The following is a 16,030-nucleotide window of genomic DNA, read 5'->3' on the forward strand; positions in this document are numbered from 1 at the left end:
GGCGGTTCATCAGTTGCGGGACGGGAAGTAGCCTTGAAGGGCGATGCTGAAGTTGATGGCCAGGAACGGGTTCATGATGGCCAATGGCATGCCGTTGCCTGCGGGGGAAATCGTGCCGCTGACGGTCGTGCTGACACCTTGCAGCGGTACGGGCGAGGCACCGATCTGGTCGGAATAGATCGTCGCCGAGCCTGGTCCGGTGCCCGAGGTGCCGATGAATGAGTTGGTGGCCGTGGGCGTGTTCACTGGATTGCTGGCCGGGTTCGCCAGTTGCAGGGTGGTCGAGGCGGTGACGCCCGTGAGGGTGTGGGTGTGGATGGGCAGGTTGTTCAGCGTCGGGGTGACGTTTTCGGTGCCGGAGACCTCGCCTATGACGCGCGGGGTCAGGCCCAGGCCGTTGCCTTGCCCCAAGGGCAGGCGACCTTGCAGGTTGGGTAGCATGAAGTTGGTCTGGCCATTGCCTCCGTACGTCACGCCGATCAAGGCGAACAAGGTCTGGTACTGGGAAAGGGAAAGCGTCTGCCCGTTGCACAGGGCCCAATCCCTGGGGGCAAAGTTAAAGGCGAATGACTGGATAGTGCCAATGAATACTTCCATAGATTCCTCATCCTTCAGGTGATTGGTTTCGCAATGCCCGGCGCATAAAGGACAAGAGTGCGATCAGCCCGACTCCTTTGATTCCCTGGCCTGGTCACGCACGGCTGAGCGTAGACCGGGATGTTTGATTTGCCGAGCGAAGCGGGCGGAAAAATGTCGCGAAACGGCTTAATCGATTCAGGTTCACCGAGGGTTTCTACCGTCCATCCTTATTTTCAGTCTGGGCGAATCTGATATCAAAGTACTACTAGGCGAAGGTTATTTCATCGGCTACGCTTGGCGATACAAAAGGACTACAAAACAGGTGAAGGGATTGCCGCAGTTTCACTTTATTTCCGGTTTACCGCGCTCAGGCTCGACCCTGCTTTCTGCCATTTTATTGCAGAACCCGCGCTTTCATGCCGGCATGACCAGTCCCGTCGGTTCGCTGTTCAGCACCGTCCTGCAGCAATGCAGCGCCGGCAGCGAGTTCGGTTCGGTGATCGACACCGACCTGCGCCGCCGCCTGTTGCGTGGCCTCTTCGATTCCTACTACGCCGACAAAGCCGATAAACCGGTCATCTTCGACACCAATCGCCAATGGTGCGCCCGCCTGCCTGCCCTGCAGGACCTGTTCCCCCAGGCCAAGACCATCGCTTGCGTGCGCAACGTCGCCTGGATCCTCGACAGCCTGGAGCGCCTCTATCGCGCCAACCCGTTCGAGAACACCAAGCTGTTCAACGACGATGACGAGCGCAACACCGTCTACAGCCGCTGCGAAACCCTGGCCCAGCGCAATCGCCTGGTGGGGCTTGCCTGGACGGCGCTCAAAGAGGCCTATTACGGCGAGAACGCCGAGTCGCTGCTGATCGTTGACTACGACCTGCTGAGCCAGGCCCCGGAGCGGGTCATGCGCCTGGTGTACGAGTTCATCGGCGAGCCCTGGTTCGAACACGATTTCAATCACTTGACCTACGACGCACCCGCCTTCGACCAGGCCCTGGGCGTTGCCGGCCTGCACAAGGTCAAGCCCAAGGTCGCGCCGCAAGCCCGGCGGACCCTGTTGCCGCCGGATCTGTTTGAAAAATATGCCGAGTTGTCGTTCTGGCGCGATGGGTCCGCAAGCGCCGCCAATGTCATTCGTATGAAAACCGACGCCGCCGTCAGCTGACAGCGGTTTTTTTCATTTGCGTTCAAGAAGTTCGAGTCCAGGTGATCGTCATGTGGTGGAGCAAAGGCAAATCGCGGGTAACCGAGGGCGCACAGGCCCTGGCATCGCCAATGATCATGTCCCTGGAGCCGCGGATGCTGTTCGACGGCGCGGTGGCGGCCACCGTGGCCGACGCCGCGCAACCGGACGCTCATCCGACTGCCGAGGCGGCCAAGACGCCCACGGCGGACCAGCCGGCCGACACGCATGCGCCCCAAGGCCAGGTCGATGCCACCCAGGCTGCCGTTCCGGGCAAATCCGTGGTGTTCGTCGATTCCCGGGTCAAGGATTCCGCCAGCCTGCTCGAAGGCGTGGCGCCCGGGACCCAGGTGGTGCAACTGGATGCCACCAAGGACGGCCTGCAACAGATCGCCGATTACCTGGACACCCACCAGGGTGTCAGCTCGGTGCAGATCATCGCCCACGGCAACACCGGTGATTTGTGGCTGGGCAACAGCTACCTGTCGGCGGACAACGTCCAGGCGCGCAGCGAAGTGCTGGCGCAGATCGGCCAGGACATGAACGCCGGCGGCGATATCCTGATCTACGGCTGCTACACCGCCGAAGGTGACCGTGGCCTGAGCCTGGTGAATTCATTGGCACAGTTGACCGGCCGCGACGTGGCGGCTTCCGACGATCGCACTGGCGTCGGCGGCGACTGGGACCTGGAGATTGCCACCGGCAACATCGAGAGCGCCAACGTGCTCTCGGCCAATGCCATGAGTGAATACCAGTGGGGCCTGGCCACCTGGACCGCCACCAACAATGCCAACACCGGCGTGGGCTCCCTGCGCGCCGCCCTGGCTTCCGCCCAGAACGGCGATATCGTTACCTTCAACAGCAGCATGACCGTCGCCTTGACCCAGGTGCTGGTGGTGAACAAGAACATCACGATCGACGGCGATCTCAACAACGACAACGTCGCCGATGTCACCCTGGACGGGCAGTTCCGCACCCAGGTGATCAACGTGACGGCCGGCACCACGGCCACCCTCGATGGCCTGGTGATTACCCGGGGCATGACGGCGGGCAATGGTGGTAACGGCGGCGACGATGCGCTGGTGTCCAAGGGCGGCGGGATCTACAACGCCGGCACCTTGACCCTGAGGAACGTTACGGTCACCGCGAACGTCGCTTCTGGCGGTGGTGGCGGCGGCGGTGTGACTCCTGAATACGCGGGTGGCGGCGGTGGTGGTGGCGGAGCGGCCGGCAGCGGCATCGGCGGTCGCGGCGGCGATACGCTTAACTCCACGGGTTCTAACGGCTCGACGGGGCAGGGCGGTGCCGGTGGCGGCTTCTTCAACATCGGTGGCCGTGGCGGCTCCACGACGGGCGGTGCCGGCGGCGCCGTCTATGCCGGCTACAGCACCGGTTCCTCCGGTGGCACGGCCAGCAGCGGCGGGTTGTCCATCGGCGGCGGCGGTGGTGGCGACGGCTATAACGACATCGGTGGTGCCGGCGGTGGCGCGGTCGGCGGGATCTACAACGACACGGGCGCAACCCTGCGGGTCATCGGTAACTCGGTCATCTCCAACAACATCGGAGCGGGCGGCGGAGGCGGTGGCGGCGGTGCCGGTAGTGGCTACACCCAGGCGGGCGGCGCCGGTGGCGTGGGTGTCGGTGCGATCTGGAACAAGGGTTCGATCCTGATGACCGCGGCCAACTTCGCGGCCCTGGCCGGCAACGTCGGCGGCAGCGGCACAGGCGGGACGAGTGCCGGCACGGCAGGTGTCACGCCGAGCTCGGTGGCCAACGTCTATGGCGATGGCGGTACCATCAACACCAACTACACGCCGGACGAAACGCCGCCCACCGCGACTGTCGTGGTGGCCAACACCAACCTGAACTCTGGCGGCACCTCGCAGGTGACCATCACCTTCTCCGAGGCGGTGACCGGGCTGACCGCGGCGGACCTGACCGTGCAGAACGGCACCATCGGCACCCTGACCAGCGGCGACGGCGGCATCACCTGGACCGGTACGCTGACGGCGGCAAGCAATATCGCCGATACCACCAACATCATCACCTTGAACAATACCGGTGTGGCGGACCTGGCCGGTAACGCCGGCGTGGGCACCACCGATTCGAACAATTACGTGGTCAACGACACCGTGGCACCGACGGCGTCCATCGTGGTATCTGACACTGCCCTCAGGAGCGGTGAAACCTCGCTGGTGACCATCACCTTCTCCGAGGCGGTCAGCGGATTGACCACGGCCGACCTGACGGTGGCCAATGGCACCCTCAGCGGCCTGAGCAGCAGTGACGGCGGTATCACCTGGACCGCAACCCTGACACCCGACGCCGCTGTCACCGACACCACCAATCTGGTGGTGCTGAACAATACCGGTGTCGCGGACCTGAGCGGCAACGCCGGTGTCGGCACCACCAACTCCAACAATTACGCCATCGACACCGTGCTGCCGACCGCCACTATCGTGGTCGCCGACACGGCGCTGAGCGCCGGTGAAACGTCCTTGGTGACCATCACTTTCAATGAAGCGGTGACCGGTTTCACCACCGCCGACCTGACGGTCGCCAACGGCTCGGTTACCGGGCTGAGCACCAGCGACGGTGGTATCACCTGGACCGGAACGCTGACCCCGACCGCCAGCGTGAGCGATACCGCCAACCTGATCACGTTGAACAACGGCGGCATTGCCGACCTGTCCGGCAACGTCGGTACCGGCACCACCGACTCGAACAACTACGCCATCGACACTCTGCGCCCGACCGCGACGATCGTGGTGGCCGATAACGCGCTGAGCATCGGCGAAACGTCCCTGGTGACGATTACCTTCAGCGAGGCGGTGACGGGTTTCACCCTGGCCGACCTGACCGTCGCCAGCGGCTCTCTGAGCGGACTAAGCAGCAGCGACGGTGGCATCACCTGGACCGCGACGCTCACCCCAAGCGCCAGTGCCACGGATGCCACCAACCTCATTATCCTGGCCAATACCGGCGTACTGGACCTGGCCGGTAACGCCGGTACTGGCACCACCAGCTCCAACAACTATGCTGTCGACACCGTGCGCCCGACCGCGACTATCGTCGTCGCCGATAACGCCCTGAGGGTCGGCGAAACGTCCCTGGTGACCATCACCTTCAACGAGGCAGTGACCGGCTTCACCACCGCCGACCTGACGGTCGCCAATGGCACCCTGACCGGGCTGAGCACCAGCGACGGCGGTATCACCTGGACCGCGACACTGACCCCGAGCGCCAGCACCAGCGACGCCACCAACCTGATCACCCTGGACAACACCGGCGTGGCGGACGCCGCCGGCAACGCCGGCAGCGGTACCACCGACTCCAACAACTATGCCATCGACACGGCACGCCCCACCGCCACCATCGTCGTCGCCGATACGACCCTCGCCCTGGGCGAAACCTCGGTGGTGACCATCACCTTCAACGAGGCGGTGACCGGCTTCACCCTGGCTGACCTGACGGTCGCCAACGGCAGCCTGAGCGGGCTGAGCACCAGCGACAACATCACCTACACCGTCACCTTCACCCCGAGCGTCGGCACCAGCGATGCCACCAACCTGATCACGCTGAACAACACGGGCGTCGTGGATGGGGCGGGCAACGCGGGCACCGGCACCACCGACTCCAACAACTACGTCGTCGACACGTTGCGCCCGACCGCGACCATCGTGGTGGCCGACAACGCGCTGAGCGTCGGCGAAACCTCGCTGGTGACCATTACGTTCTCCGAGGCGGTCAGCGGTTTCGACAATTCGGACCTGATCGTGGCCAATGGCACCCTGAGCGCCGTCAGCAGCAGCGATGGCGGCATCACCTGGACCGCCACGTTCACCCCGGCCCTCGGGGTCAGCGACACCTCCAACGTCATCACCCTGAACAACACCGGCGTCAGCGATGCAGCAGGCAATACCGGCACCGGCACGACCAACTCCAACAACTACCAGGTCGACACCAATGTGCCGACCGCGACCATCGTGGTCGCCGACAGTACGCTGGGGATCGGCGAGACGACCCAGGTGACCATCACCTTCAATTCGGCGGTGAGCGGTTTCGATAACTCCGACCTGACGGTCAGCAACGGCACCCTGAGCAACGTTTCATCCTCCGACGGGGGCGTGACCTGGACGGCCACGTTCACGCCGAGCGCGAGCATTTCCGATACCAGCAACGTGATCACCCTGGACAATACCGGCTTGATCAACGGCGCGGGCAACGCGGGCGTCGGCACCACCGATTCCAACAACTATGTGGTCGACACCGTGCGTCCCACCGCGACCATCGTCGTGGCCGACCCAACCGTTGCCATTGGCGAAACCTCGCTGGTGACCATTACCTTCAGCGAGGCCGTGACAAGCTTCACCCTGGCTGACCTGACTGTGGCCAATGGTTCACTGAGCGGGCTGAGTACCAGCGACAACATTACCTTCACCGCGACCTTCACCCCGAGTGCGGGAATCAGCGACAGTACCAACCTGATCAGCCTCAACAGTGGCTCGATCGCCGATGTGGCGGGCAACATCAACACCAGTACTGCGGATTCGAACAACTACGTTGTCGATACCCTGCGTCCGACCGCGACCATCGTGATGACCGACAGCAACCTCAGCGTCGGCGAAACATCATTGGTGACCATCACCTTCAGCGAGGCGGTCAGTGGTTTCGACAATTCGGACCTGAGCGTGGCCAATGGCACCCTGAGCGCCGTGAGCAGCAGCGATGGCGGCATTACCTGGACGGCGACCTTCACCCCGGCCACTGGCACGCGGGACGCCACCAACCTGATCGTCCTGGACAACAGCGGCGTGAGCGACGCGGCCGGCAACGCCGGTACCGGTACCAGCAATTCCGCCAACTACACCGTCGATACCCAGGTGCCGACGGCGACCATCGTGGTGGCCGATACGTCCCTGAGCATCGGTGAAACCTCCCTGGTGACCATCACCTTCAATGAGGCGGTGAGCGGTTTCGACAACAGCGACTTGACTGTCAGCAATGGCACGCTGAGCAACGTTTCCTCCTCCGATGGCGGCGTGACCTGGACGGCGACGTTCACGCCGAGCGCGAGCATCTCCGACACCAGTAACCTGATCAGCCTGGACAACACCGGCGTGCGCAACGGTGCGAACAACGCCGGGGTCGGCACCACCGATTCCAATAACTACGCCATCGACACCGTGCGCCCGACCGCGACCATCGTCGTCGCCGACACCGCCATCGCCGCGGGCGAGACTTCGCTGGTGACCATCACCTTCAGCGAGGCCGTGACGGGCTTCACCGCTGCCGACCTGACCGTCGCCAACGGGACCCTCAGCGGGCTGAGCAGCAATGACGGTGGCATTACCTGGACCGCGACCTTCACGCCTGCCGCTGGCATCACTGACTCCAGCAATGTCATTACCCTCGTCAATGGCGGCGTCGCCGACCTGGCGGGCAACGTCGGCAGCGGCACCACCGATTCGAACAACTACAGCGTCGACAGCCAGCTTCCGACCGCCACCATCGTGCTGAGCGATTCGGTGTTGAAACCGGGCGAAACCGCCCAGGTGACCATCACCTTCAGCGAGGCGGTAACCGGCTTCAGCAACGCTGACCTGAGCGTGGCCAACGGCACCCTGAGCGCCGTCAGCAGCAGCGATGGCGGCCTGACCTGGACCGCGACCTTCACGCCAACCCTGGGCGTGACCGACGCCACCAACCTGATCAGCCTGGACAACACCGGCGTGAGCGATGCGGCCGGCAACACCGGGACAGGCACGACCGATTCGGCCAACTATGCGGTCGAGACGCAGGTACCGACTGCCACGATCGTGGTGGCTGACAGTGCCCTGCGGATAGGGGAAACCTCACAGGTCACCATTACCTTCTCGGAAGCGGTCAGCGGTTTCGACAACGCCGACCTGAGCGTGAGCAACGGCACGCTGAGCAATGTCTCGTCCTCCGATGGCGGCGTGACCTGGACGGCGACGTTCACCCCGAGCGCGAACATTACCGACACCAGTAACCTGATCACCCTGGACACCGGCGGCGTGGTCAATGCCTCGGGCAACAGCGGCGTCGGCGTGGTGAACTCCAACAACTACGCGATCGACACGGTTCGTCCTGGCGCGACCATCTCCCTGGGCGATACCACCCTGGGCATCGGCCAGAGCACCACCGTGACCATCAGCTTCACCGAGGCGGTGTCCGGTTTCGACTTGTCGGATCTCAGCGTGGCCAATGGCGTGCTGTCCAACCTCGCCAGCAGCGACGGCGGCCTGACCTGGACGGCGACCCTGACGCCCACCGCAGGCGTCAGCGATGCCACCAACCTGATCCTGCTGGACACCGGCAACGTGCAGGACCTCGCCGGCAACGTCGGGGCAGGCATTGCGATCTCCAGTAACTACGCGCTCGATGCCTCCCGGCCGACAGCGACCATCGTGGTGGCCGATCCGAACCTGACCGTGGGCGAGACGACCCAGGTCACCATCACCTTCAGCGAGGCAGTGAGCAATTTCGATCTGTCGGACCTCAGCGTCACCAACGGCGAACTGACCAACCTGACCAGCAGCGACGGCGGCAGGACCTGGACCGCGACGTTCACGCCCACGGCGAACCTCACCGACCCGAGTAATTTCATCGCCTTGGACACCAGCAATGTCAGCGACCTGACCGGCAACACCGGGGCCAGCGTGGCGGTGTCCAACAACTATGCGATCGACACTGTGGTACCCAACGATGTGAAGCCGCCGCCGGAGTTCCTGACGTCCGACCCGGTCACGGTCATCCCGCCGTCCGAGGTGCCGCTGCAACCGATCGTCTTTACCCCGCCGACCGGCAACCTCGGTTCGCCGCTGGGGTTCCCGCCGTTGTTCGAGCAGCGGGACGTTGGCGGTGGCCTCAAGCCGATTGGGGATATTTTCATCAACCGGGGCCAACTGGCGCCGAGCTATATCGCCCAGGTTTTCGGCACCGACGCCGCCGGCGATGGTTCCGGCCAGGGGTTCCTGGGCTTTGGTGGGGGCGATGGCGGGGTGTTCGGCAGCAGCACGTTGTCGGGGCTGTTCAATCGCGATTCCGGTTCCGACACCGAGACGCTGAACGCCTTCGGCAGCCAGTCGATGCAGGGGGGAGATGTGTCCCAAGGGCTGCGCGGAATGTTCGGCGCACCGACCTTGGGCCAGCAGCTGCAACAGCTCAAGGACACTGAACAGCGTCAGGTCGACAGCCTGGCAACTGCGTTACGACAGGTCGGCATCAGCCAAGCGCAGGCCTGAATTCTAAAAATATTGGGGCAGCCAGGGGCAATCCAGGGAATGAATAGAAGTCAGAAGTTATTCGGTATGAGTTTGCTGGCGTTGGTGGTCAGCGGGTGTGCGGTCACCAGCGAGCCGATCGATCGCAGCGTCAGCGAACAGCGCGCCCGAACCGACCTGCAGAACATGTACAAGGACCAGGAGCCGCTGAGCGGCCCACTGACCTTGCACCAGGCCATGGCCCGGGCGGTGAAGTACAACCTCGAAGGTCGCTTGAAGATCATGGAGGAGGCCCTGGCCAAGCGTCAGTTGGACCTGGCCAGTTTCGACATGCTGCCACGCATGGCCCTGGACGCCGGGTATGTGGGCCGCAACAACGTCAATGCCTCCAGCAGCCAGAGCGTGGAAACCGGTACCCAGTCCCTGGAACCGTCGACCTCCCAGGACCGTGACCGTGAAGTGGCGGACCTGACCATGGTCTGGAACGTGCTCGATTTCGGTGTGAGCTACATCAGTGCCAAGCAGGCCGGGGACCAGCGTCTGATCGTGCAGGAGCGCCGGCGCAAGGTGATCAACACCATCGTCCAGGACGTGCGCTCGGCCTACTGGCGCGCCATGGCCGCCGAGCGCCTGCTCAAGCAGATCGACAGCCTGATGGCCCGGGTCGACGTGGCGCGTGGCAACAGCCAGAGCATGAGCGAACAGCGCATCGGCGACCCGGTGCAGGCCCTGGGTTACCAGCGCTCGCTGATCCAGGCCACCCGCCAGCTTGAAGAACAGCGCCGGGCGCTGTCCCTGGCCAAGACCGAACTGGCGACCCTGATCAACCTGCCCCTGGGCACCGAGCTCACCCTGGCGACCCAGGATGAATACGACATTCCGGAACTCAAGGTCGACCTGGCCCGTCTCGAACAGGAAGCCCTGGCCAGCCGCCCGGAACTGCGCGAGCAGGATTACCAGACCCGCATCACCGCCGCCGAAACCCGCAAGGCCATGTTGCGCCTGCTGCCGGGGCTGGAGTTTTCCGCCGGCGGGCACTACGACAGCAACTCGTTCCTGGTGGAGCAGGGCTGGGCTGACTATGGTGTGAAAGTCACCTGGAACCTGTTCAACGTGATCTCCGCCCCGGCGGCCATCGACGTGGCCAAGGCCGGTGAAGAAGTTGCGGCGGCGCGGCGCCAGGCGATGTCGATTGCCGTGTTGGCGCAGTTGTACGTCGCCAACGCCAACTATCGTGAAGCCCTGCGCCAGTTCAAGACCAGCCAGCAACTGTCGGACATCGACGGGCAGATCGTTGGCCAGTTGCGCAGCCGTCACCAGGCCGCCGGCATTGGCGAACTGGACCTGATCCAGGGCGAGCTGAACACCTTGCAGGCTGATCTGCGCCGGGACCTGGCCTATGCCGACCTGCGCAACGCCTACGGTCAGATCTTCGCCAGCGCCGGCCTCGATCCAATGCCCAACGAAGTGCAATCGACCGCAGTGCAATCGATCGCGACGGCGCTGGCTAACCGCGAAGCGGCCTGGGCCCAGGGCGATATCACCGTGCCGAAGACGGCCGCGGTGACTCAATAACCGGGCGCTGGCATGACGCGCCCGGCGTTTTCCCGGCTGCCGGTGGCGGTGAACCTGCCGTTGCTGTTGCAGGCACTGGCGGCCATTGAAGACGCGCGCTGGCAAGGGCATTTCAACAGTGCCTATTACAGCGGCGACTGGAGCGGGGTGGCGCTGATTTCGGCGGCGGATGCCGTCACCGAGCTGTCGCCCGGGCGCGGTCAGCCAAGCCAGCGTGCGCCTTGGCTAGCGGACGGTCGTTGGCAGGAGGCGTTGCGCGACTGGCCCCTGGAGATCGTCTCGGCCCGGCTGCTGCGGCTGGGCCCCGGTGGGTGCATCCACGAGCATCGCGACTATGACCTGGGCGGGCCGGACGCCGATCTGCGCCTGCACGTTCCGCTGCTCAGCCCACCGGACGTGGACTTTTTCCTGGATGGACAAATCATTCCGCTGACGGCCGGCGAGTGCTGGTTTCTCGACCTGGCGCGGCCTCACCGGGTGGTTAACCGAAGTGCTCATTCGCGGGTTCATCTGGTGCTCGATTGTCGCCCCGGGCCGTGGCTGGCCCGCCAGATCGCCGATGGGCTGCCCACCACCCCCGCTGCGGGCGTCAGGCACAGCGACTTCGCCCGTTTTCAGCAGCGTGTGGAAAGCGATCCTGACCTCGCCCGCACCTTGCAGAGCCTGCACGACCTCGACGCTTTCATTGAATCCACTCTGGCGCTGGGGGCCGAGCGAGGGCTTCATTTCACCCGGGAAGAATTGCGGGCCGCCATGCGCAACGGTCGCCAGCAGTGGAGAAAACCGTGGAAGACCTGAACCTGCACGGTTGGTTGCCGATCCGCCTATGGCAAGAGGTTGGGCAGTGGTGGGTCGATTGGTGCTGGTTCGGCGACGCGCATCTGTCACAGCCGTTCTTTGGCGATGCGGTGGAAGACGCCTTGCGCCTGCCCTTCAACCAGGCGTTCCGCCGCCGGACGCCCTTGGACGCCCTCGGTCAGTGGCAACGACAAACCCCGGGACTTGAGCCCAGCGCATTCATATTCCATGCCTCCCGGTGTGGCTCGACATTGATCAGCCAGATGCTCGCCCAGTTGGACGACCATATCGTTATCTCGGAACCGCCGCCTCTGGATACGCTGCTGCGCAGTGATTTGCCACCAGCCGAGCGGTGTGTGGCACTCAAGGGCTTGATGTCGGCCTACGGGCAGCGCCGCCGAGGTGTGGAGCAACGCCTGGTGGTCAAGCTCGACGCTTGGAACATCGGTGAACTGCCGCGGCTGCATGAGTGCTTTCCCGACACACCCTGGCTGTTCGTGTACCGCGACCCCTTGGAAATTTCGGTCTCACACCTGCGGCGTCCCGGCATGCACATGGTGCCAGGGATGATCGGGGCGACGGTCCTGGACGATGGATTGCCGTTCGGCAGCCAGGAAGATTTCATCCCGCGTCGGGTGGGGCGCTTGCTGGGATCGGGTTTGCAACACTGCCGGGCATTGGCTGGGACGGCGGTCAACTACACCGAACTGCCCGAGGCGATGACGGGCAGGTTGGCGGCGTTTTTCGGGCTCGATGACGAGCAATGCAGGCACGTGTTCGCGACGGTGGGGCAGCATGCCAAGCAGCCGGCGCAGGCGTTTGTCGGCGACAGCGAGGACAAGCGCCGGGAGGCTTCGGCGCTGTTGCGTGAGCGGGTCCTGCGCTGGGCGCAGGGGCCTTATGAGGCACTCGAAACATTGCGCTATGGCGAGGGGTTTTAGCTTATGCCGCACGCTCCCGTTGTGGGAGCAAAGCTTGCTCGCGAAACAGGCGCCTCGATTTCTGAAAGACCGCATCGCCGCCATCGCGGGCAAGCCTTGCTCCCACTGTGGGCAGTGCGTGCATTGTCGGTAACGCATCAGGCCTTGTTGGGCGATAACTCCGCCGTCCCTGGCGGTCGGCGAGGGGCTAGACTGCCCAGGAGCGACCCCGTCATCCATTCATGTCCAGGAGCCCCCTATGGAACCGCCGATCCACACCCTTCGCGCATTGTTCAAGCAGTTGGGCTTGCCCGATGACGCCATTGGCATTGATCAGTTCATCGCCACGCATTCACCCCTCAAGCCCGGGTTGCACCTGGCCGATGCGTTTTTCTGGAATGAAGGCCAGCGGCAAATGCTGCGCGAGGAAATCCTCGAGGATGCGGACTGGGCGGAAGTGATAGACCAGTTGGATGTGTTGTTGCGCAAGGGGCGTAGCGAGCGACCTGCCTGAGAGACCTGTGGGAGCGAGCTTGCTCGCGATAGCGGTATGTCTGTTACATCAATGTCGACTGACCGTTCGCTATCGCGAGCGAGCTCCCACAAGGGTCAACCTGTTATTCATTTTAAGTATTAACAAATAGCTTCTTATTCCTTAAATAATATAGCTCTCCTCCCTATACTCGTCCGGGAACAGACACGCAGGAGAGCACCCATGCGCAACGAATCGATTCGCTACCTGATTGTGCCGGGCTGGCAAGGATCGCCGGAAAATCATTGGCAAACCCACTGGCAGAACAGCCTGCCCAACAGTGCCAGGGTCGAGCAGGCCGACTGGGTGACGCCTCGGCGTGAAGACTGGGTCGCGGCGCTGGCCGAGGCCGTGGCCGCCGACAGCACCCCGGTGATCCTGATTGCCCATAGCCTGGGTTGCATCACGGTGGCCCATTGGGCCGCCACCGCGCCGGTGCAGTTTTTGCGGCAGGTGCGTGGAGCGTTGCTGGTGGCGCCGGCGGATGTCGAGCGGCCAGCCTGCGTCCCGGCGCTGCGCAACTTCGCGCCGATACCCAGCGATCTGTTGCCGTTCCCAAGCCAAGTGGTCAGCTCCGATAACGACGACGCCGTGAGCGCCCCACGCGCCCTGGAACTGGCGCGCAACTGGGGGGCCGAGGCCGGAATCCTGGCCGGAGCGGGGCATATCAATGTGAAGTCCGGCCACCAGCGTTGGGAGCAGGGTTTCGCTTATCTCTATCGTCTGCAAAACCGCATGGAGCATCACGCCCTGCGTCGCGCCTGAATTTTTAGCGCCCCCCGTCTCCCGGCGGCCTGGGGCGGGAGCCTGCCATGAGTTTGCATGAAACCTTCGGTCAGCCCTTGCTGACCTTTCCCGATGCGGAAAAAAGCCCCCTGAGCATTCGCGCCAAGGCGCTGGTGTTTGTCGACCCCCGTTCACGGCAGTTGCGCCAGGAGTTGGAGCAACTGGCGCCTCGTGCGATCTCGGTGCTGATACGCGGCGAAACCGGTAGCGGCAAGGAACTGCTGGCCCGGCATATCCATCGCGAAAGCGATCGCGGCGGATTGTTTGTGTCGGTCAACTGCGGCGCCATCAGCCCGACCTACGCCGACGCCGAACTGTTCGGTTATGCCGCCGGCAGCTACAGCGGCTCGGCCAGCAGCCGGGCCGGTTGGTTCGGTTCGGCCAACGGCGGCACCCTCTACCTGGATGAAATCGGCGATTTGCCGCTGCCGATCCAGATCAAGTTGCTGGCGGCCCTGGAGAACCACGAAGTCACCCGTGTCGGCGCGCACCAGCCCAGCCCGGTGGATGTCCGCCTGGTCGCGGCCACCAGCATCGACCTGGCGCAAGCGGTGGCGGCCGGGAAATTCCACGAACGGCTCTACCACTACCTGGGCGAAGGCCGGCTGGAACTGCCGGCCCTGCGTGAACGGGTGGGCGATATCCTGTCCCTGGCCGAATACTTCCTGGGCATCTACAGCCAGCGACTCGGCCTGGCCGTGCCGCTGATCAGTGAAGCGGCGCAGTCCGCCCTCGAGCGGCACAGTTGGCCGGGCAACACCCGCGAGTTGGAAAACGTCATTCACTTCGCATTGCTGGTGAGTACGGGCGAGGAAATTTTGCCGGAGCATTTGAATTTGCCGCCCCAGCCTTCAGTGCCGGAACTGATCGAGCAGCAAGTGGCGCAGGTCATCGCAGGGGGATCGGAAGGTGAGCGTGCCGCACTCAAGGTGCTGCTCAGTCGATTGGGCTCGACGCTGTAAGTGTGGCTGACCCGCTCTTGTGGCGAGGGAGCTTGCTCCCGCTGGGCTGCGTAGCGGCCCCAAGATCTTGCGGTTGCTGCGCAACCGAGCGGGAGCAAGCTCCCTCGCCACAAAAGCGGTGTTAGCTATATGAGCAAAATGAATATGAACTTGAACAAAAGATATTGTTAAGGAATAAAAAATATCGGTATTGTCCGCATCACGCCAGCGATAGCACTTCACTGGCACACCCTCATTTAGCCGTCGTCCGTGACGACTGTGATTTTCGATAAGGACACTGCATGAAAAAGGTTCTGTTGTTCACCGCATTGGCGGCAGCCCTGACGTCGGGCCTGGCCCAGGCCGCGGAGAAACTGGTCGTGGCCGCCACGCCGGTGCCCCACGCTGAAATCCTCGAGCTGATCAAGCCAACCCTGGCCAAGGAAGGCGTGGACCTGGAAATCAAGGTCTTCACCGACTACGTCCAACCCAACGTGCAAGTTGACCAGAAACGCCTGGATGCCAACTACTTCCAGACCCTGCCGTACTTGAAGAACTTCAACGAAGGCAAGGGCACGAACCTGGTGACCGTGATCGGTGTTCACGTCGAACCGTTCGGTGGCTACTCGAAGAAGTACAAGAAGCTGGCTGACCTGCCAAACGGCGCGACCATCGCGCTGCCTAACGAAGGCAGCAACAGCGGCCGTGCGCTGATCCTGTTGCAGAAGGCTGGCCTGATCGAGTTGAAAGACCCGAAAAACGCGTTGGCGACGCCGAAAGACATCGCCAAGAACCCGCACAACTTCAAGTTCAAGGAACTGGAATCGGCCATGCTGCCGCGGGTACTGGACCAAGTCGACCTGGACCTGATCAACACCAACTATGCCTTGGAAGCGGGTCTTAACCCGGCCAAGGATGCCCTGCTGATCGAAGGTTCGGATTCGCCTTACGTCAACTTCCTGGTGGCCCGTCCGGACAATAAGGACAGCCCGGCCATCCAGAAACTGGCCAAGGCCCTGACCAGTCCTGAAGTGAAGGCGTTCATCGAGAAGAAATACAGCGGCGCGGTACTGCCGGCGTTCTGATTCGCGCGGTCAACCCTTTCATGGTTTCAAACGCCGACGGCTCGTACAGCGTCGGCGTTTTTTACTATGGGAGCTTGCTCGCGATGGCGGTTCATAAGCACTGAGGTGACTGACGGGCCGCTATCGCGAGCAGGCTCGCTCCCACAGGCGCTCCCACAGGGATTGGATCAGGCCGCCCCACTCTTCAACGCCCTGCGCAACGCCATCAACAATTTCACTATGTCCTGCGGTTCCAGTCGCTGCGGCACTTTTATGTCAGCCATGTTTTCTTCCTTGTAATGGTGAGGGAGATGGCGAAAAAAGATCCTCCCTGCGGCGCAAGGAAAATAGTCGTCTTTGCTCTTCGCGGCAAATCCGGGGATAGTTTTTTGCGTGCTATCA

General features: G+C 63.2%; 10 protein-coding genes. 9 read left to right on the top strand and 1 reads right to left on the bottom strand.

The genetic code is table 11. From position 1 onward, the window contains the following. Window positions 1-9 precede the first annotated feature (9 nt). Window positions 10-597, bottom strand: coding sequence for a phage tail protein (locus BLU85_RS16245; protein ID WP_092201370.1), 588 nt, complete (start codon window positions 595-597; stop codon window positions 10-12). A gap of 304 nt (window positions 598-901) precedes the next feature. Here BLU85_RS16245 and BLU85_RS16250 point away from each other — a divergent pair, with 304 nt between their 5' ends. From BLU85_RS16250 to BLU85_RS16290, 9 genes are all read left to right on the top strand, one after another. Continuing rightward, window positions 902-1,747, top strand: a complete 846-nt coding sequence (locus BLU85_RS16250) for a sulfotransferase family protein (protein ID WP_092201368.1) — start codon at window positions 902-904, stop codon at window positions 1,745-1,747. 50 nt (window positions 1,748-1,797) lie between these two features. Continuing rightward, window positions 1,798-9,033 carry an Ig-like domain-containing protein gene (locus BLU85_RS16255; protein WP_092201366.1) on the top strand — a complete coding sequence of 2,412 codons (7,236 nt, stop codon included), beginning with the start codon at window positions 1,798-1,800 and terminating at the stop codon, window positions 9,031-9,033. A 39-nt stretch (window positions 9,034-9,072) separates the two neighbouring features. Further along, window positions 9,073-10,587 carry a TolC family protein gene (locus BLU85_RS16260; protein ID WP_092201364.1) on the top strand — a complete coding sequence of 505 codons (1,515 nt, stop codon included), beginning with the start codon at window positions 9,073-9,075 and terminating at the stop codon, window positions 10,585-10,587. A 12-nt stretch (window positions 10,588-10,599) separates the two neighbouring features. Then, window positions 10,600-11,385, top strand: coding sequence for an aspartyl/asparaginyl beta-hydroxylase domain-containing protein (locus BLU85_RS16265; protein ID WP_092201362.1), 786 nt, complete (start codon window positions 10,600-10,602; stop codon window positions 11,383-11,385). Further along, on the top strand, window positions 11,373-12,326 hold the full coding sequence (locus BLU85_RS16270) for a sulfotransferase family protein (RefSeq protein WP_092201360.1): 954 nt from the start codon (window positions 11,373-11,375) through the stop codon (window positions 12,324-12,326). Before BLU85_RS16265 ends, BLU85_RS16270 begins: the two co-directional genes overlap by 13 nt. Before the next feature lie 238 nt (window positions 12,327-12,564). After that, window positions 12,565-12,819, top strand: a complete 255-nt coding sequence (locus BLU85_RS16275; protein ID WP_092201358.1) for a DUF2789 domain-containing protein — start codon at window positions 12,565-12,567, stop codon at window positions 12,817-12,819. Between the two features lie 201 nt (window positions 12,820-13,020). After that, window positions 13,021-13,602, top strand: coding sequence for an alpha/beta hydrolase (locus BLU85_RS16280; RefSeq protein WP_060739717.1), 582 nt, complete (start codon window positions 13,021-13,023; stop codon window positions 13,600-13,602). A gap of 47 nt (window positions 13,603-13,649) precedes the next feature. Continuing rightward, a complete protein-coding gene (locus tag BLU85_RS16285; protein WP_092201356.1) occupies window positions 13,650-14,585 on the top strand; it encodes a sigma 54-interacting transcriptional regulator in 936 nt (311 codons plus the stop codon). Between the two features lie 281 nt (window positions 14,586-14,866). Beyond that, window positions 14,867-15,649, top strand: a complete 783-nt coding sequence (locus tag BLU85_RS16290; protein WP_092201354.1) for a MetQ/NlpA family ABC transporter substrate-binding protein — start codon at window positions 14,867-14,869, stop codon at window positions 15,647-15,649. Window positions 15,650-16,030 lie beyond the last annotated feature (381 nt).

The sequence above is a fragment of the Pseudomonas sp. NFACC14 genome, assembly GCF_900106885.1.
Classification (GTDB): domain Bacteria; phylum Pseudomonadota; class Gammaproteobacteria; order Pseudomonadales; family Pseudomonadaceae; genus Aquipseudomonas; species Aquipseudomonas fluorescens_AA.

What these genes read in the sequence shown, in the direction of transcription:
- BLU85_RS16260 (WP_092201364.1), top strand. Translation starts at nt 9,073, where the DNA reads ATGAATAGAAGTCAGAAGTTATTCGGTATGAGTTTGCTGGCGTTGGTG.
- BLU85_RS16275 (WP_092201358.1), top strand. Translation starts at nt 12,565, where the DNA reads ATGGAACCGCCGATCCACACCCTTCGCGCATTGTTCAAGCAGTTGGGC.
- BLU85_RS16280 (WP_060739717.1), top strand. Translation starts at nt 13,021, where the DNA reads ATGCGCAACGAATCGATTCGCTACCTGATTGTGCCGGGCTGGCAAGGA.
- BLU85_RS16290 (WP_092201354.1), top strand. Translation starts at nt 14,867, where the DNA reads ATGAAAAAGGTTCTGTTGTTCACCGCATTGGCGGCAGCCCTGACGTCG.
- BLU85_RS16255 (WP_092201366.1), top strand. Translation starts at nt 1,798, where the DNA reads ATGTGGTGGAGCAAAGGCAAATCGCGGGTAACCGAGGGCGCACAGGCC.
- BLU85_RS16245 (WP_092201370.1), bottom strand. Translation starts at nt 597, where the DNA reads ATGGAAGTATTCATTGGCACTATCCAGTCATTCGCCTTTAACTTTGCC.
- BLU85_RS16285 (WP_092201356.1), top strand. Translation starts at nt 13,650, where the DNA reads ATGAGTTTGCATGAAACCTTCGGTCAGCCCTTGCTGACCTTTCCCGAT.
- BLU85_RS16265 (WP_092201362.1), top strand. Translation starts at nt 10,600, where the DNA reads ATGACGCGCCCGGCGTTTTCCCGGCTGCCGGTGGCGGTGAACCTGCCG.